We start from the raw sequence: 17,583 nt of genomic DNA on the forward strand, positions 1-17,583 counted from the left end.
AATATTTGTGAAAATGAATCCTAATTTCAACTTTTTTCAACAATGGTATCCGTTATCACCAGTAGAAGACTTAGAGAAAGATAGACCCATACCTGTGAAAGTATTGGGGATTAATCTAGTGATTTGGAAACCCCTATCATCAGAGACTTTCCAAGTATTTTTAGATGAATGTCCTCATCGTTTGGCACCTCTGAGTGAAGGCAGAATTGATGATCAAACTGGTAACTTGATGTGTAGTTATCATGGTTGGCAATTTGATTCCCAGGGAAGTTGTACCCATATTCCCCAAGCAGAAAAAGCGGAAATTATAGCTAAAAATCAAGATAATTTTTGTGTGACTTCCTTTCCAGTGCGTGAAGAACAGGATTTACTTTGGGTATGGTTAGATCTAAACTCGGTGGATATTGCTGCAACTACAAAGTTACCTTTATCACCACTAGTAGATGCAAGTAAAGGATTTGTTTGGTCTTCGTTTGTCCGTGATTTAGAGTATGATTGGCAAACATTAGTGGAAAATGTTGCCGATCCCAGTCATGTACCTTTTGCCCATCATGGAGTACAAGGAAACCGTGACAAAGCTAAACCAATATTAATGCAGGTTAAAGATTCGCAAGCGGATATAATTGAAGTGGAAACGGTTGGCAACTTTTCTGTTCCTACTAAAATTACTTTTGAACCACCTTGTCGTTTGGAATATGCAATTCAATTCGGTGGTGAAGATAAGCAAATGGGACTTGTGACTTACTGTATTCCCATATCTCCCGGAAAATCAAGACTAGTTGCTCAATTTCCGCGCAATTTTGCCAAACGTGCACACAAACTGACACCAAGATGGTGGGATCATATTAATAATCGCAACTTGGTGATTGATGGGGATATGATTTTGTTACGTCAACAAGAACAATTATTGCAGCAGCATCAAAGAACTGAAAGCTGGAAAACTGCCTACAAACTACCAACAGGTGCCGATCGTTTGGTGATAGAATATCGCAATTGGTTTGATCGGTATTGTGGTGGAAAGTTACCTTGGGAGAAAGTTGGGTTGAATGGTGAAATTCCCCAAACTACTCAAAGTCGTCAAGAGACTTTAGATCGCTATACCCAACATACGCAACACTGTAGTAGTTGTCGTGGTGCGTTGAAAAATATTCAGAATATCCAAAAGTTTTTGTTGGGATATTTTACTATCAGTGTTGCAGTGGTTGGATTGCTTCCAGATGCGATACGCTTGCCTGTGGGTTTACCATTAATTTTACTGGCTTTACTGTGTTTGGGAGGATATGTTGGGTTGAAATTTTGGTTAGAACCGAAATTTTATTTTGTGGATTATGTGCATTCAGAAAAATAACTCAGAAAACCCAGTTTCTCAACAAAAGAAAATGGCACAATAAAACCTGTTTGATTAATGCATTAATAATTTAAACTCAAATCTATGGGTAGGCAACGTATTTTATCTGGAGTTCAACCGACTGGTAACTTGCACTTGGGTAACTATTTTGGGGCAATTCGCAACTGGGTAGAAATCCAAAGTCAATATGATAACTATTATTGTGTGGTGGATTTACATGCAATTACAGTTCCCCACAATCCTGCAACATTGGCTCAAGACACTTATGCGATCGCTGCTTTGTATTTAGCCTGTGGAATCGATCTCCAATATTCTACCATCTTTGTGCAGTCTCACGTTTCGGCACACAGTGAGCTAGCTTGGTTGCTTAACTGTATCACTCCTCTTAACTGGTTGGAAGACATGATCCAATTTAAGGAGAAAAGAATTAAACAAGGGGAAAGTGTCGGTATGGGTTTGCTGGATTATCCCGTACTTATGGCTGCTGATATTTTACTCTATCAAGCAGATAAGGTTCCTGTTGGAGAAGATCAAAAACAACACCTGGAATTGACAAGGGATATTGTCGATAGGTTCAATCATCAATTTGGTAAGGGTAAAAAAGTGATCAAGTCACCTGAACCGATGATTCGTAAAGATGGGGCAAGGGTGATGAGTTTAACAGATGGGACTAGGAAAATGTCGAAATCTGACCCTTCCGAACTTAGTCGCATCAATATTTTAGATTCTGCTGACGAAATTACCAAAAAAATCAAAAAATGTAAAACAGACCCCATCGCTGGGTTAACATTTGATGATTCAGAACGTCCAGAATGTCATAATTTGCTCACAATCTACATGTTGCTTTCAGGGAAAACAAAGGACGAAGTAACCGCAGAATGTGGAGATATGCGTTGGGGTGATTTTAAAAAGCTGTTGACGGAAACTGCCATTAATTCTTTGCAACCAATTCAGGAAAAGTATGCCGAAGTCATAGCAGAAAAAGGTTATTTGGATGAGATTTTAAGGGAAGGGAGGCAAAAAGCCGCTGAAATTGCCAATCAAACTTTAGAAGATGTGAAAGTTGCTATGGGTTATTCTTTACCAATGTAATTTGTAGATGGAGTATGGGTTTTACATACTCCATCAAACCACAGCTATATGGGTTCAAAATCTTCGATCTGAAAAAGTCTTTGAATGGGTTAGGGGGAACTCAAAATAAGAAACAGCTTGATATCTGTTTTTTGTGAGTTCTAATAATTTGCTCTTTTTATATCTCTTTTTTCTTGATATAAACTCTTTTCAATTGTTCCTTCTGTGGCTAATTGTCCGAGAGCACCTGACACCATCAATTTGGGTAAATCTTCTATATCTTTTAATTTTGTTAATCTACTTTCTCCTGTGGATGCGTCTCGATGGGCGACAATTACATATGGGACTATTTCATCTCCAAATGCATCTAAAAGTGCAGAATTATGAGTAGTAACCAAAAGATCAATTTGGCGTTTTTGTCCAATTTCTCGTAGCATTCTAGCTAATAGTTCGGTGCGGGAAGGATGCAAACCATTATCAACATCTTCGATGATTAATTGGCTCCGTTCTGGAATTGTTAGAAGTGCTACCATGATGGCAATAAATCGTAGGGTACCATCTGACATACTCCGAGCATCGACTTCTTGAATTTCACCGTTTACCCACTCTTCCTCGCAATATAACATAGCATCACCACTATGTCTGCCAACTCTTTCTGCCCAAACTTTGATGATATTTCCAGATGGTAAACCACGGGCATAATCTGTTAATATTTCTTCGACTTCATCTTGTTTTCTGGCAGATAAATCAGCGATGACTCCAGCAATATTAGCAGCATCACTTTCTAAGGTTTTGGAAAGTTTGGAGTAATCTCGCATCTTCGCAGGAACAGGATTAAATACGTAGATTTTTTTGAGGTGATCAACCACTAAGTTAACTTCATTGACATTATCGAGAATATAGGTATTTTGAAAGTAGGTAAGAATTGATTTATCGTTATTAGGAAGTGTCCAGCGGGCATTTTTGTAATGGGTAGAAATTTTCAGAATATTTTCTCTTTCGTCGTGGAAATCAATGTAACTATTGATAAAATCCCGTTCAAAAATGATAGTTTTTAGATCTCTTTGATACTCTCTACAGGTAATTTTCTCTTCCAAAATTAAAGCATCAGGTTTAGTTTCAACTGTGTTGCTATATAGATAGTCAACTTGTTTTCCTTCACCCTCTACCAATGCTTTAATTGTAAACTCAGATTCAGGTTTAAGTGCTGCCCAATTAATTCCTCCACGGATTGGGGGAATGATTTTGTCTCCTGCTAATGCTGTTTCTACTTTATACCCATCAACCGTGCGTCGGAGGAATTCAAATGCTTCAACTAGATTTGATTTTCCGCTAGCATTTGTACCTACTAAAACCGTGAGTGGGTATAGCGGCATTTCGGCATAACGAAAACTTTTCCAGTTCTTGAGGAAGAGTCGTTTGAGCATAACCCACTTCACTAATATTAATCAGTTATCAGTTATCAGTGAACAGATATAAGATTGGTTTAAACCTTGCAGTGTATTTATGACTGGTATTGCCTATTAGCTTGCTACTGTTCACTATTTTTATTGTCCTATTAATGTTGTATTAGGACATCTGGGTTTTCCTCAAGCTTGATGTTATTTTCCGTCGATTCTAACTGAAATCTACCAATTCTCCAGCTATCTGCTGTACTTTTGATGAAACTTGCTAGGGGTATGGCAACAATTAAACCAAGTAATCCACCTAATTTTGCCCCCAAAAGAAGGGAAACAACTACCCAGACGGAATTTAAACCTGTTAAACCACCAATTAAACGTGGTGCAACTAGGTTAGAATTTACCTGGTCGATGGAAAATGCGATCGCTAAAACTTCCAAACCTAGCCAAATATTCTGTAACCCTACTAAAGATGCCACTATCACTATGCCGATACCTGTACCAAAAGGGAATAGTGAAAATAAACCAATGGTTAAGCCAAATAGTAAGGCTAAAGGAACTTTCAAGGCTAAAAAAGCCAGAATTAAGGTAATTGAAAGGATTCCCCCGACGATTGCTTGTCCAATAAAATAATTATGAAAATCTTCCCGCAATAATTCTCTCACTTGGACACTAATATGTGGCGGAAACCACAGAAAAATTCCATCCCAAAGTTTTTCGCCACTTAAAACTAAGTAAATAGTTAAAACTACGGTGAGGACAACATTTACTAAGGTGCCAATTGTATCCACTGCAAAACTCAAAACTTTTCCTGTGACTGATTGCAGTTGACTAGAAACACGATCTAAAAGTTGTGTAGGTAAATTACTTAATTCAGACGGTAACTTTTGATTTGCTGCCCAAGTTTGTAATGCTTGGAGTTGCTCTGTTCCTGAATCAATCCAAGCTGGTAAATAAGTTGCTAGTTCATTAATTTGCTCAATAATTAATGGTACTAAGCTAATTCCTAACACGGCGATAATAATAATAGTTAGGAGTAATACTCCACTAATGGCAAAGTTACGCTTAATGCCTTGGCTTTGAAAAAAATGAATCGGATAATCTAGCACAAATGCTAGGAGAATGGCTGCAACAAAGATGTTAATTAATGGTTGAAAGTATTGAACCACTTGTAAAAGTACCCAACCATTGAGAATAATCAGGGGAAAAGCAAGACTAATACTTAACCATCGAGGAAATTGGCTTTGAGTTTGCATGGAATCGTCAGGGTATAAAGGTTAGGAACTTTTGAATCAAAAACATTGAATCATCAAGGACTGGAATTCCCAATCTCCAGAATATTCTCTGCTGAAGTCAGGCTGTTAGGGCGGAATTCAACAAAACTCAATTATTTATTGACAAAGCTATTTATTTCGGTAATAATTTGAGATCGTTGAATAAACAAGTCTAATTAAATATAAATAATTGCTAGCGGGACTGGCGGAATTGGTAGACGCGCATGATTCAGGTTCATGTGCCGCAAGGCTTCCGGGTTCGAGTCCCGGGTTCCGCATAGTTATTTTATAAGCTAGGGGTAAAAGGTTAAACTGTTCTTTGATTGGTTTTTCACTTATTTCTCCTGGCTTTTTGATGATTACAAGTTTACAAAATTCGTTGGTTAAACAGGTTCGGAAGTTACATTCTGCGAAAGAGCGCCACAAACAGGAACTGTTTTTGTTAGAAGGGACGCATCTATTGGAAGAAGCGCTAACCACTGCTTACCCTTTAAGTGTCGTTTGTTGTACAGAACAATGGCAGGAATCTCATCCCCAACTTTGGGAACAGGTTTGTAGTTATTCTCCCGATGATGATTATCGAGTGGAATTGGTGAGCGATGATGTAATTAAGGGGATGGCAACGACAGTTCAACCTGATGGGGTGATTGCGATCGCACAACGAAACAACCTCAACAAAACGATTCCTTTTGCAGGTTTATTATTAGCCTTAGCAACAATTCAAGATCCTGGCAATCTGGGAACCATGATTCGGACAGCTACCGCAGCTGGAGTTTCCGGGTTGTATGTCAGCCGTGATAGTGTTGATTTGGATAACCCAAAAGTGTTAAGGGCTTCGGCTGGACAATGGTTTAAGTTACCAATGGCTGTGAGTGAAGATTTGCTAGAGACGGTGCAGCTAGCGAAAAATGCGGGGATGCAAATTGTGGGGACTTTGCCCACTGCGAAGATGACTTACTGGGATGTGGATTGGTGTCAACCAACTTTGATTCTGTTGGGAAATGAAGGTGCTGGTTTACCTGCTGATTTAGCAGCTATGGCTGATTTGGAAGTGACGATTCCTGTGGGTGGAAATGTGGAATCTTTGAATGTAGCGATCGCATGTGCTTTGATGTTGTATGAGGCAAAGCGGCAGTGTCGGGGTTGAGAGGAAGAGGAAGATTTTAACGCAGAGAAGCGCGGAGGTAAGCGCAGAGAAACGCAGAGGGTTTTAGCTTGTTTTTTTGTTTTTTTCCTGATTTTCTAGAAATTGCTCGATGTCGGCAACTGCATCTTCCCATGTCGCTAAGTCGATTTTTTTTTCTTCTGGGAGTGCGGTTGCGGTTTCTTCAGCTTCTTGGAGAATTTCTTCTAGTTCGTTGAGGGATTTGAGGAATTCTTGCTCATCAGGGATGTGGTGTTGGTTTGGCTCCATAGTTTTAATATAAATTTATTCAAGTTTAAGTGCTAACTGCTGTCTTAAATTTACATTGTGAATAGCTTGATGGCAAAGTCAATTTTTAAAGTTTGGTGATGCAGTGTGGGAATGTTTTGATCTAAGAATTTGCCAAATTGGTTTGAATGTTTATTGCAAATATACCGATTCATGGGACATGAATATGGCGTGAATATGGTGAGGTTGCCCGCACCTTCTCCAACCCTGCGGATTTTACTGAATTTGTTAGACTAATCACCAGGACATATCCAGTGTAAAACCCAAACCCTAGGTTTATCGCGTCAGCAAACGAGGCTACTCATGTTAACAAACAGCTTACTCCTTTCTTCAGAACTTCCCACCCTCCAATACTCATCCACCTCCGAACGGTTTGATGAGACATGGGAAGCGCCCCTAGCAACGCTTCTAGGACTAGGACGCGCCGCTGGTGCCGATTTTATCGAATTTTTCTTAGAACGTGTTAATTACATCAGTAGCCTTGCCGAAGAAGACGCAATTACCAGCATTACCCCCCGTCTTTCCACAGGTGCGGGTGTGCGAGTATTTCGTGGTAAAGCTGACTGCTACGTTAGCACCAACGATATTACCTTCACCGGGTTAAAAGCAGCCTTAGAAAAAGCCCTCTCCATCATGGGATTGCAGCTACCTGCACCCAACGCTTTCATCCCCGAAATTAACTTAGAACTACTACGGGACTACGCAAGCAAACGGGGTAAAGATGCCTGGTTGCCCCTTTGTAGTAGCATCCGTGACATGGGAGAAATCCTCCTCGAAGGAACTGCAACCTTAGAAAAAACCGCCAAACATATCCAATCTCGACGTGCTTCCTACTTCCGCGACTGGCAAGAAGTTTTAGTTGCAGCCAGCGACGGTACATTTGCCCGTGATATTCGCCTCACCCAATCAGTGGGTTTTAACCTACTTTGTGCCGACGGATCTAATCGTAGCTCAATAGGCGATCGCGCTGGCAATACAAGTGACCCAAACTTCCTTCGCACCTGGGATTACAACCAAGCAGCAGAAAAACTCAGCGAGTCAGCGGGAAAAATGCTGTATGCAGATTATGTAGAATCAGGAACCTATCCCGTGATTATGGCGAATCACTTTGGTGGCGTAATTTTCCACGAAGCTTGCGGACACCTCTTGGAAACCACCCAAATCGAACGTAAAACCACCCCCTTCGCCGACAAAAAAGGTGAAAAAATCGCCCATGAAAGCCTCACCGCATGGGATGAAGGACGCACCGACAACGCCTTTGGCACCATAGATATGGATGACGAAGGAATGCCCGCCCAACGGACATTACTTATTGAAAAAGGTATATTAAAAAACTTTCTCTCAGACCGTACAGGCTCAGTTCGTACCGGGCATCCCCGCACAGGTAGCGGTCGTCGCCAAGGATTCAACTTCGCCGCCGCCAGTAGAATGCGTAACACCTACATCGCCACAGGCGACTACACCACCGAACAAATATTTGCCTCAGTTGATAAAGGCATCTACTGTAAAAAAATGGGAGGAGGCAGCGTTGGAGCCACAGGACAATTTAACTTCAGCGTGGATGAAGCCTACCTCATCGAAAACGGCAAAATCACCAAACCCTTAAAAGGAGCCATCCTCATCGGTGAAGCCAAAGAAATCATGAACAAAATCTCCATGTGTTCCCAAGATCTCGAACTCGCACCGGGCTTCTGCGGCTCCGTCAGCGGTAGCATATACACCACCGTCGGACAACCCCATATCAAGGTTGATTCCATCACCGTCGGCGGGAGATAGGGGCAGGGGAGGTAGGGGAAGCAGGGGAGGCAGGGAGCAGGGGGAATAAATACTCTCACTCACTCCCTCCCTCACTCACTCTCTCACTCCCTCCCTCTCTTCTCTTCTTCCTCTCTGCGTAACTCTGCGCTTCCCTCCGCGCTCCTTTGCGTTAAAACTCCTTTATTTATCTTTTATTCCCTATGCCAAACATCACCGAAATCACCACCGCAGCCAAAACCAACGCCAGCAAACTTGGTATCAAAAAATTCGACATATACGGCTCCACCGTAGATTCCACCAGCGTCCAAGTAGATCAAGGCGAACCCAAACAAGTCAAAGCCTCCAACCTATCCGGAGTCATAGTTAGAGTTTGGAACGACGAAAACACCATGGGAGTCACCAGCACCACCGACGTAGATCCCAAAGGCTTAGAACTCGCCCTGAAAACAGCCTACGAAGCCAGCTTCTTCGGTGTAAAAGATAACGTTCCCGACTTCAGCCCCGAAGCCACAACCCCCATCGCCGTCAAACCCAACAAAAAAGCCACTCCAGCCCAAGTTTCTACCCTCATTGAAAGCCTAGTCACCGCCGAGAAAGAACTCCTAGCCGCCCACCCAGCCATCACCGGAGTGCCCTACAATAACCTAGCTCAAAGGGACGTAGATAGGTTCTACCTCAACAGCGATGGAGCAATGCGAACCGAATCTCACTGCATGTCATCAGTATATTTGTATAGTAAAACTGAACAAGAAGGTAAAAAACCTCGCAGTGCAGGTGCATTTAGAATTAGTCATAAACTGGAAGAACTAGACGTTCAAGGTTGCATCAAAGAAACAGCCGACAAAACCATTAGCCATCTCAACTACGAGAAAATCCCCACCGGAAAATACACAGTTGTATTCTCCCCCGATGCCTTCCTGGATTTACTAGGTGCATTCTCCAACTTATTCAACGCCCAAAGCATCCTCGACAAACAAAGCTTATCTACACCCGATGATATCGGCAAAGCGATCGCATCTCCCCTACTATGCCTATGTGACGATGCTTTACACCCAGCTAACTTAGGGGCAGAAACCTTCGATGGGGAAGGTACGCCAACTCGCAAGGTTTCTTTAATCGAAAATGGTGTTTTAACTAGCTTCCTCCATAGTTCAGGAACCGCAAAACGCATGAATGCTAACCCCACAGGCAACGCCAACATTGGCGCAAAAGTTAGCGTTAGTCCTAACTTTTATCATGTTTACCGTGGTGCAGATGCTGAAAAGGAATTTAGCTTAGAAACCGCCGAAAACGTGATTTTCATAGATAACCTCCAAGCACTCCATGCCGGAGTTAAATCCCTTCAAGGTTCATTCTCCCTACCTTTTGATGGTTGGGTGGTGAATAAAGGTGTCAAAACCAGCATTGAGTCGGCAACTGTTGCGGGTGACTTCTTAGAAGTGATGAAATCAATTGTTTTTGTCGAGAAGGAACCCGAATTAACCCCCGGAGGAATTTGTCCCAGAATTTGGGTAGAAGGACTTTCTATCACCGGAGAATCGTAAAATAGGACAAGCGGCAGGGAGCAGGGGGCAAGGAGACATGGGGAATAAATACTCTTTCTTTCTCACTCCCCGCACTCCCCGGCTCTCCCAATCCCTCACTCCCCCACTTCCCCATGAGTCAAACAGCTTTAAACCTAAGTGCGATCGCTATTTTCATTATGACCATGTCGGTGCTACTGGCACCGCTGTTACATTTCTCTACTGCATTCCCAGCTTTGGCGACTTTTGCGATTTTGGGTTTGGCAACATTGGATAGTTTTACTTTCCAGGGTCAGGGTAGTAATGTATTTCTAGATTGGATTGCTGGGTTTTCCCCTGCACACCGTGAGCGGATTATTCATCATGAAGCGGGACATTTTTTAGTTGCTCATCAGTTAGAAATTCCCATTTCTGGTTATACTTTGACGGCTTGGGAAGCAATTAAACAGAAACAACCGGGACAAGGTGGGGTAAGTTTTGATGATGCGGAACTCACTTCCCAACTGCAAAAAGGACAAATCACGGCACAAATGTTAGACCGATACTGCACAGTTTGGATGGCAGGAATCGCAGCCGAAACAATAGTTTATAATAATTCTGAAGGTGGAGCGGACGATCGGAATAAGCTTGCAGGTGTTTTAAAAGGTTTAGGGTTTTCAGAAGCCACATTTGACCACAAACAACGGTTCTGCGCTCTCCAAGCAAAAACCCTATTGGAGGAAAATTGGCAAGCTTATCAAGCTTTAGTTGAAGCGATGCGTCAGCGTGTACCTGTACAAGAATGTATAGAAATTATAGATGTAGTTTTAAGGCAAGATTGTGAGTAGGCGTAGCTAGCCCTACGATCTGATGCTAGTCTGCGTAGCTTGCTTCTCCACAGGAGTGAAGCCGTTCGCGCAGCGTGTCGCTTTGCGACTCAACCTCTACCTTGCCTCGCAATGACGAAACTCCACTTTAATCATGACAGATGAGGTTTAATAGTAAATTAGGAGTGTAGCAGCTACGGTGTAAAAGTGATGAGCTAGGAATTAAAATTTAAACTACTTTGGTTGATTCTCAACTCTCTACTTTTGAACCTGGACTTTGGACTCCTAATTACTAGGAAGAAACTACACGTAAATGGGAAGTTTGGGTAAAATGCCCATCGCATCCAACAACGCGATCGCGTCCTGATGCTTTTGCTTGTAATAGGTACTTATCTGCACGATATAGCAAACTTGTACCTTTGGCATCATCGTCGCTTTCCAAACAAGCTACTCCCAAACTAATTGTGACTTTAATGCTTAGTTCATTATTAATAGTAAAAGGTTGTTCGCTAATTAGATTATTTAGACGACGAGCAACTAACATTGCTTCCTCAAGGCTAGTATCGCCGAGAATAATCACAAATTCCTCGCCACCATAACGGAATGGTGTGTCTTGAAAACGTAAATTATGCCGTAAGCGGGTACATAGTAAGTGTAGCAAGCGATCGCCCACTAAATGTCCGTAGGTGTCGTTTACCTTTTTGAAAAAATCCACATCCAAAATTAATAAACTCATGGGTAAACCTTGAGTTCTAGCTTTGTGGATTTGTTGAGGCAATTCCCACTCCAAAGCACGACGATTCTTTAATTCTGTGAGTGAATCAGATAATGCGATCGCTGACAACAAATCATTGGTACGCATCAGATCACGATATTTCTGCGCTTTCCGTAAACCGACTGCCAGTTGAGTTAGCAGTAAATTATGTACGGTGGTGAGTTGTGTTTGATGTTCATCTTCTGGTGAAAACCACCAAATGTAGGCATCTGCTCCCTGTCCTAGAGCCGCAGTTGTCATCTCCAAATCCCAATTCCGGTTTTGCTGACTTCTATCAGCAAGCATTTGGGGACGATCTTCAATTAAGATCGAGTAAATCGAAGATAATTTTGCTTGTTCCCTAATGGAAAAGCACAAATCTAGACTCCCCTCTAGACTAGCCTGGATGATGATCAAATCAGGTGGTGTAATTTGAATTCGAGAAATAGCTTGATTCAGGTTGTCAACTATTTCGATATCATTTAAAGCATTAGCATTACGGATCTGATCCGGCAATGTGGCAAAAAAGCGATCGCTTCCATAGATCAGAATGGATATATTCATTTATATGTACCCTATTTCGACTTCAAAGGGTTAACTTCAGGTGGTTTGTCAAGTTAGTGTTGACTGACTTATAGGACTACGCTCGATACTCCTATAAATGATGAATGCCCAAACATCAGATGGCAAAGCACTAGTAAAATCTACTGATGTTCTCAGTTATTACTGAATACTTTTATATTTTTTCTTCAGGGGTTTCACCCCCATAATCAATCGCCTCAGAGAACATTTCTCAATTCCAACTACCTCCTTTAGATCTACTTAAGCATTGTTTTCTTCTGCTACTTACTTTCGGCTTTTACCTATTTTTTTTAAAACAGTAGAAATACTGAATATTCTTAGTAGGTATAAACGTACTACTGTGTTTTCCATATATCGCCCAATGTCACTTGGGGATCGCCTATGCTATGGCTGAAATGCTACATATACTTAAGTAATTAGCCTGTACCCTAAGTGATTTAACTGAAAATCGGTTCTTGGTAAAATATTTATCCTCTTTATACTGCAAAAAACCCGTAATTATTGAAAAATCAGTAATGTTGGACTGGTAATTCGGTATTTACTTAGGAGCTTTCAACATCACCAAAAATCCTTTGATCCCCTATTTTTATGCTTTAACTTTGATAAAACTTGTTTACTTTTGTTCAATTATTAGTAATTAAACTTCATGTTCTCTGTAATATAATGTATTGTACCTACGTAAAAGTACGTATATAAAATATACAAAATCTATTGCCAAAAACAGTAAATGTTATATATGGAATAGAAAAGAAAAATATTTCATTTCCAACCCACTAGCTACAATCTGAAGAAAAATAGAAGTAAATAGAATTGTGGTTGGATATTATCGTGCTGCTGACCGCAAGGGGAAGTGAAGATGAAAAAAATTTTCCACCATCGTAGTATGTAAGTGTTGTCCCCCTGCTACTCCCCAGACTTTGTTAAACCCTGTTTTTCGGTAAACCTCTACCCTCTAGGTTTTCTCGAATTTTGTAACCTGTGTCACTAGAGGGTTATTCTGCTGTAGTTAGTATCTCATTCCCCTAAATTCCCATGTCTTCCAATTCCCAGATAATTAGCGGTAACGAAATTCGCCAAAAGTTCCTTGATTTTTTTGCTGAAAGACAGCACCAAATTCTCCCTAGCGCTTCCTTAGTTCCCGAAGATCCGACTGTGTTACTGACAATTGCGGGGATGCTGCCATTTAAACCGATATTTTTAGGGCAACGCAGCAGTGAGTATAAACGTGCTACCACTTCCCAGAAGTGTATCCGCACCAATGATATTGAAAATGTGGGACGCACCAAAAGACACCATACATTTTTTGAGATGTTGGGTAATTTTAGCTTTGGTGACTATTTTAAAGAACAAGCGATCGCGTGGGGCTGGGAAATATCTACACAGACGTTTGGTTTTTCTCCCCAAAATCTTGTGGTGAGTGTGTTTGAGGAGGATGACGAAGCTTTCGCAATTTGGCGTGATCAAATTGGGGTTTCCGAAAAGCGCATCAAACGGATGGGTGCCGATGATAACTTTTGGGCATCTGGGGCAACTGGACCCTGTGGACCCTGTTCAGAAATATACTATGATTTTCACCCAGAATTGGGAGAAGATCATATTGATTTGGAAGATGACACCAGGTTTATCGAGTTTTATAACTTGGTATTCATGCAATATAACCGGGATGCCGAAGGAAACCTCACGCCCTTAGCAAACAAAAATATAGATACGGGGATGGGTTTAGAGAGGATGGCGCAAATCCTCCAAAAGGTTCCCAATAATTATGAAACTGATTTAATTTTGCCAATTATTCAAACTGCCGCAACTATTGCCGGAATTGATTACGGTAATAGTGATGAAAAAACTAAAGTTTCTTTAAAGGTAATTGGTGATCACGTCCGCGCTGTAGTCCACATGATAGCTGATGGCATCCGCGCTTCTAATGTGGGACGCGGGTATATTTTGCGGCGATTGATTCGGCGTGTGGTGCGTCATGGTAGATTAATTGGGATTAGTGGGGAATTTACCACCCAAGTTGCCCAAACAGCAATTTCCCTTTCAGAATCAGCCTATCCTAATGTACGCGATCGCATCGACACCATAACAGGGGAAATGCAACGGGAAGAAGCGAATTTCCTCAAAACCTTAGAACGTGGTGAGAAACTCCTCGAAAAAATTATCACAGATGTGGCGGCGAAGGGAGAAACCCAAATTAGTGGGGAAAATGCCTTTAAGTTATTTGATACCTACGGTTTCCCCTTTGAACTTACCCAAGAAATTGCTGAAGAACATCATCTAACTGTAGATGATGTTGGTTTCCAACAAGAAATGGAGAAACAAAAACAAATGGGTAGGGATGCCCACGAAACCATCGATTTAACGGTGCAAGGAACCCTCGACAAGCTAGCTGAAAACATCCATTCTACTGAATTTGTCGGTTACAGCAAAACTGCCTCCACAGCCAAAATTGAAGTGCTTTTGGTGGGGGGAGTTCCAGAGGAAGCAGCGGAAGCCGGAACCCAGGTGCAAATTGTTCTCAATGAAACCCCATTCTATGCAGAGTCGGGGGGACAAGTTGGCGATAAGGGTTATTTATCGGGGGATGATTTGGTAATTCGCATCACAGATGTGAAAAAAGAATCTGACTTTTTCGTACATTTTGGCAAAGTGGAACGGGGAACAATTCGGCTTGGGGATGGAGTTACGGCACAAATAGATCGGGCTTGTCGTCGTCGCGCAGCAGCAAACCACAGCGCTACGCACCTTCTCCAAGCAGCTTTGCGGAAAATTGTGGATGGAGATATTTCCCAAGCGGGTTCCTTAGTTAACTTTGACAGATTGCGGTTCGATTTCAACTGTCCCCGTTCCCTAACTCCAGCAGAAGTACAACAGGTTGAAGAACAGGTAAATGCTTGGATTGCCGAAGCTTACATTGCCCAAATCGATGTTATGCCCATCGCCGAGGCAAAAGCAAGAGGTGCTACAGCCATGTTTGGCGAAAAATATGGTGATGAAGTCCGCGTTATAGACTTTCCAGGGGTTTCCATGGAATTGTGTGGAGGAACACACGTTGGGAATACTGCGGAGATTGGTGTATTTAAAATTATTTCCGAAGTGGGAATATCCTCCGGTGTCCGCAGAATCGAAGCGGTTTCCGGTGCCGCAGTCTTAGATTATTTAAATGTGCGGGAAACCGTTGTTAAAGATTTAAGCGATCGCTTTAAAGTTAAACCAGAGGAAATCAGCGATCGCATTACCAATTTACAGAATGAATTGCGTACAAGTCAAAAACAGTTAGAAGCACTCAAAGGACAACTAGCGATCGCTAAATCTGATAGTCTCCTAGTAAATGTGGAAACCATCGGTAATTTTCAGCTATTAGTTGCCCAAATTGACGACGTTGATGCCGCATCCTTGCAAACTGCCGGGGAACGTCTCCAAAGTAAACTGGGTATAAATGGGGCTGTAGTTCTTGCCTCAGTAGTAGAAGCAGGTAAAGTTAGTTTAGTAGCAGCCTTTGGCAGCGAAGTCAACAAAAAAGGCTTACAAGCAGGCAAATTCATCGGCAACATCGCCAAAATTTGTGGTGGTGGTGGTGGTGGCAGACCAAATTTAGCCCAAGCTGGGGGACGTGATGCCACCAAATTACCAACCGCTTTAGAACAGGCAAAAAGTGAACTGAAAACTAGCTTAGGATAAACTATCTCAGCGCCTCCGAATAGTGTGAAATACTTTAAAATAGGGATGGGATCAAACAAGCGATCGCATCCCTATTTTTATAGAATAATTTTCCATTACCGTCTTTACGAGCTATTTTTACAAGAATTTTTTGGAATTTTGTTAAAATTATGTGGTGGTAAGACAAAAAATCATCATCGGAATTCTCAAATGACACCGAAAGAAAAGCTGATTCAAGCCATTGAGCGATCGCCAGATAGTATTGTACAGGAACTTTTAAAGCTATTGGAATCCTTAGAGCAAAAACAACTAAAACCTGAATTAGCTGATTCCAATCAGAAAACAGTTTTAGAACGTATGGGTGGTGTTCCCAAGTATTTACTAAATATAGGCGATTTGTCTGACCGCGATCGCCGTCGTGAAGAAATTTCAAGCTATTTGCAGAAGAAGTATCGACAAGACTAATGAGCGAACTCCAAGTTTTGGTAGATACTGGTGTGCTAGTTGCAATTTATGATGGATCGGATCGATACCATAATCAAGTGATTCAGTTTTTAGGTAGTTATCAAGGACGATTAATTACGACTTTAGGATGTGTGACTGAAGTGATGTGGTTATTAGCATCAAATCATCAAGTACAGAATCAGTTTTTGCAACATTTGTCAGAACAGATTTATGAGTGTGAATTCCTTGAATCTAATGATTTTATTCGGATTGCTGAGTTAAATACTCAGTATTTTGACTTACCCGCAGACTTTGCCGATTTAGCACTAGTTGCCATTTCTGAACGTTTAAATATTCCAGCGATCGCTACTTTGGATAAGGATTTTAATATTTATCGTCGCTATCGAAATCAACCCTTCGAGCGTGTGTTTTATCCACAATAGATGGAAGCATCTCACTTTTGCAAAAACATGATTTATTAGTTTGGGTAATTCTAGTCAGCAAATGCTGGTGCAAAAGTAGAAGTAAGAGTACTCCAAGTCTAAAAGTGGCGCTAAATCAGTTGCTAAAGACTATCTACAAAATTTGGTAGCTTGCTTCTTTGCTTTGAATTTTGGACAAAATTTATGTTTAACTTGACCGACGAGTCATAGCCATCACCGCCTTAACCGTAATTTCCGGTAATTCGCCCAAAGTTGGTAAAATGTCTTCTGCGGACAAAACAAGGGGTAGCTCATCTCCAAGCCATACCCAAATTTGCTGGCGAGTTATGTCTATTAGCCATGCTAGTTGCGTTCCGTTGCTCAGACAGTGAAGAATTTTATTTTGTAAGTCTAGAGTGCTTTGATCAGGAGAACGAATTTCAATTAACCAATTTGGCGCTCCTTGTAGTGGACCATCTTCATCTCCAATGCGAGCACTTGCAACGACGGAAATATCAGGTACGGGGGAGTAGGGAGGTACAATACAGCGCAGTTCCTGCACGGCTTCAAACTGCTCAGTATGACGATTTACATAATTTACCAAATTGCTTTGTAGCCGAGAGTGAAAAAGCGTTGGCATTGGTTTTTGTCGTACTTCCCCATTAATTAACTCCCACGCGGGGGAAGCCTCAATATTGGATTGAGAGAGAAACTCGGATAAAGGTGTTATTGTAACTGACTTCATGATGAGCTTTACTAAAATTTTACCACTTATTTAATAGCTGATTTAAAAGCTGGGTTGAATGAGGAAAATATTTAGTTTATATCTTGCGATACCAACCCTGTGGGAACCGCAAAGCGCAACGAAGATGATTGCTAAGGGCATCGCTTGACTTCTGAAACAGTCGCTACAGAGTATATCTGTTCCATCCAAATATTACTTATCTCAATTTTGGCGATGGAGGATATATGTCACTCACCCACATCCTGCTACTTTTTACATCCTATCGAACTCACGTTATCTGCATTATATTAGACGAAAGATTGTATGATTCTGCGAGATTAAAACCAGAAAAAGCCACAGTCGCATCTTATACCAATTTCTTACCGAC

Annotated in this window: 14 protein-coding genes and 1 tRNA gene; 10 read left to right on the forward strand and 5 right to left on the reverse strand. The window is 41.5% G+C overall.

The annotated features are described in order from the left end of the window. The first annotated feature begins 13 nt into the window (after positions 1-13). The gene (locus tag CAL6303_RS04250) at positions 14-1,348 is read left to right on the forward strand and encodes a Rieske 2Fe-2S domain-containing protein (RefSeq protein ID WP_015196597.1); all 1,335 of its coding nucleotides are present in this window, start codon (positions 14-16) and stop codon (positions 1,346-1,348) included. An 84-nt stretch (positions 1,349-1,432) separates the two neighbouring features. Beyond that, a complete protein-coding gene (gene trpS, locus CAL6303_RS04255; RefSeq protein WP_015196598.1) occupies positions 1,433-2,440 on the forward strand; it encodes a tryptophan--tRNA ligase in 1,008 nt (335 codons plus the stop codon). Between the two features lie 140 nt (positions 2,441-2,580). Here trpS and CAL6303_RS04260 read toward each other — a convergent pair whose 3' ends face one another. Both CAL6303_RS04260 and CAL6303_RS04265 read right to left on the reverse strand, forming a co-directional pair. Then, positions 2,581-3,846, reverse strand: a complete 1,266-nt coding sequence (locus CAL6303_RS04260) for an AAA family ATPase (RefSeq protein ID WP_015196599.1) — start codon at positions 3,844-3,846, stop codon at positions 2,581-2,583. Positions 3,847-3,977: 131 nt separating this feature from the next. Beyond that, on the reverse strand, positions 3,978-5,075 hold the full coding sequence (locus tag CAL6303_RS04265; protein WP_015196600.1) for an AI-2E family transporter: 1,098 nt from the start codon (positions 5,073-5,075) through the stop codon (positions 3,978-3,980). 214 nt (positions 5,076-5,289) lie between these two features. Between CAL6303_RS04265 and CAL6303_RS04270 the strand changes: the two genes are divergently transcribed. Both CAL6303_RS04270 and CAL6303_RS04275 read left to right on the forward strand, forming a co-directional pair. Further along, positions 5,290-5,371 (forward strand) — tRNA-Leu (locus CAL6303_RS04270). A gap of 77 nt (positions 5,372-5,448) precedes the next feature. Continuing rightward, positions 5,449-6,240: a TrmH family RNA methyltransferase gene (locus tag CAL6303_RS04275; RefSeq protein WP_015196601.1), complete on the forward strand. Its 792-nt coding sequence runs from the start codon at positions 5,449-5,451 to the stop codon at positions 6,238-6,240. A 63-nt stretch (positions 6,241-6,303) separates the two neighbouring features. Here CAL6303_RS04275 and CAL6303_RS04280 read toward each other — a convergent pair whose 3' ends face one another. Next, the gene (locus CAL6303_RS04280; RefSeq protein ID WP_015196602.1) at positions 6,304-6,507 is read right to left on the reverse strand and encodes a hypothetical protein; all 204 of its coding nucleotides are present in this window, start codon (positions 6,505-6,507) and stop codon (positions 6,304-6,306) included. Between the two features lie 321 nt (positions 6,508-6,828). Here CAL6303_RS04280 and CAL6303_RS04285 point away from each other — a divergent pair, with 321 nt between their 5' ends. From CAL6303_RS04285 to CAL6303_RS04295, 3 genes are all read left to right on the forward strand, one after another. Continuing rightward, a complete protein-coding gene (locus CAL6303_RS04285; RefSeq protein WP_015196603.1) occupies positions 6,829-8,301 on the forward strand; it encodes a TldD/PmbA family protein in 1,473 nt (490 codons plus the stop codon). Positions 8,302-8,483: 182 nt separating this feature from the next. After that, positions 8,484-9,827, forward strand: coding sequence for a TldD/PmbA family protein (locus CAL6303_RS04290; protein ID WP_015196604.1), 1,344 nt, complete (start codon positions 8,484-8,486; stop codon positions 9,825-9,827). Between the two features lie 113 nt (positions 9,828-9,940). After that, positions 9,941-10,633, forward strand: a complete 693-nt coding sequence (locus CAL6303_RS04295) for a hypothetical protein (RefSeq protein ID WP_015196605.1) — start codon at positions 9,941-9,943, stop codon at positions 10,631-10,633. Between the two features lie 271 nt (positions 10,634-10,904). Here CAL6303_RS04295 and CAL6303_RS04300 read toward each other — a convergent pair whose 3' ends face one another. Next, the gene (locus CAL6303_RS04300) at positions 10,905-11,930 is read right to left on the reverse strand and encodes a diguanylate cyclase (RefSeq protein ID WP_015196606.1); all 1,026 of its coding nucleotides are present in this window, start codon (positions 11,928-11,930) and stop codon (positions 10,905-10,907) included. 1,050 nt (positions 11,931-12,980) lie between these two features. Here CAL6303_RS04300 and alaS point away from each other — a divergent pair. From alaS to CAL6303_RS04315, 3 genes are read left to right on the forward strand one after another with little or no spacing between them, the layout of a single operon-like run. Continuing rightward, complete coding sequence (alaS, locus tag CAL6303_RS04305) at positions 12,981-15,626, forward strand: alanine--tRNA ligase (RefSeq protein ID WP_015196607.1); 2,646 nt, start codon at positions 12,981-12,983, stop codon at positions 15,624-15,626. A gap of 45 nt (positions 15,627-15,671) precedes the next feature. Then, positions 15,672-16,070: a hypothetical protein gene (locus tag CAL6303_RS28345; RefSeq protein WP_015196608.1), complete on the forward strand. Its 399-nt coding sequence runs from the start codon at positions 15,672-15,674 to the stop codon at positions 16,068-16,070. Continuing rightward, positions 16,070-16,492, forward strand: a complete 423-nt coding sequence (locus CAL6303_RS04315; protein WP_015196609.1) for a type II toxin-antitoxin system VapC family toxin — start codon at positions 16,070-16,072, stop codon at positions 16,490-16,492. The genes CAL6303_RS28345 and CAL6303_RS04315 overlap by 1 nt, the downstream gene beginning before the upstream one ends. Positions 16,493-16,679: 187 nt before the next feature. Here the strand turns inward: CAL6303_RS04315 and CAL6303_RS04320 are convergent, their stop codons facing one another. Next, positions 16,680-17,216 (reverse strand): Uma2 family endonuclease, encoded by a 537-nt coding sequence (locus tag CAL6303_RS04320; protein WP_015196610.1) that lies wholly within the window; start codon positions 17,214-17,216, stop codon positions 16,680-16,682. Positions 17,217-17,583 lie beyond the last annotated feature (367 nt).

Origin of the sequence: Calothrix sp. PCC 6303, assembly GCF_000317435.1 — a bacterium.
Lineage (GTDB): Bacteria > Cyanobacteriota > Cyanobacteriia > Cyanobacteriales > Nostocaceae > PCC-6303.

Bases quoted from the DNA above. Each gene is read 5' to 3' on its own strand.
- trpS (WP_015196598.1), top strand. From the start codon at position 1,433: ATGGGTAGGCAACGTATTTTATCTGGAGTTCAACCGACTGGTAACTTG.
- CAL6303_RS04295 (WP_015196605.1), top strand. From the start codon at position 9,941: ATGAGTCAAACAGCTTTAAACCTAAGTGCGATCGCTATTTTCATTATG.
- CAL6303_RS04260 (WP_015196599.1), bottom strand. From the start codon at position 3,846: ATGCTCAAACGACTCTTCCTCAAGAACTGGAAAAGTTTTCGTTATGCC.
- CAL6303_RS04285 (WP_015196603.1), top strand. From the start codon at position 6,829: ATGTTAACAAACAGCTTACTCCTTTCTTCAGAACTTCCCACCCTCCAA.
- CAL6303_RS04250 (WP_015196597.1), top strand. From the start codon at position 14: ATGAATCCTAATTTCAACTTTTTTCAACAATGGTATCCGTTATCACCA.
- alaS (WP_015196607.1), top strand. From the start codon at position 12,981: ATGTCTTCCAATTCCCAGATAATTAGCGGTAACGAAATTCGCCAAAAG.
- CAL6303_RS04320 (WP_015196610.1), bottom strand. From the start codon at position 17,216: ATGAAGTCAGTTACAATAACACCTTTATCCGAGTTTCTCTCTCAATCC.
- CAL6303_RS04315 (WP_015196609.1), top strand. From the start codon at position 16,070: ATGAGCGAACTCCAAGTTTTGGTAGATACTGGTGTGCTAGTTGCAATT.
- CAL6303_RS04290 (WP_015196604.1), top strand. From the start codon at position 8,484: ATGCCAAACATCACCGAAATCACCACCGCAGCCAAAACCAACGCCAGC.
- CAL6303_RS04280 (WP_015196602.1), bottom strand. From the start codon at position 6,507: ATGGAGCCAAACCAACACCACATCCCTGATGAGCAAGAATTCCTCAAA.
- CAL6303_RS04275 (WP_015196601.1), top strand. From the start codon at position 5,449: ATGATTACAAGTTTACAAAATTCGTTGGTTAAACAGGTTCGGAAGTTA.
- CAL6303_RS28345 (WP_015196608.1), top strand. From the start codon at position 15,672: ATGGGATCAAACAAGCGATCGCATCCCTATTTTTATAGAATAATTTTC.
- CAL6303_RS04300 (WP_015196606.1), bottom strand. From the start codon at position 11,930: ATGAATATATCCATTCTGATCTATGGAAGCGATCGCTTTTTTGCCACA.
- CAL6303_RS04265 (WP_015196600.1), bottom strand. From the start codon at position 5,075: ATGCAAACTCAAAGCCAATTTCCTCGATGGTTAAGTATTAGTCTTGCT.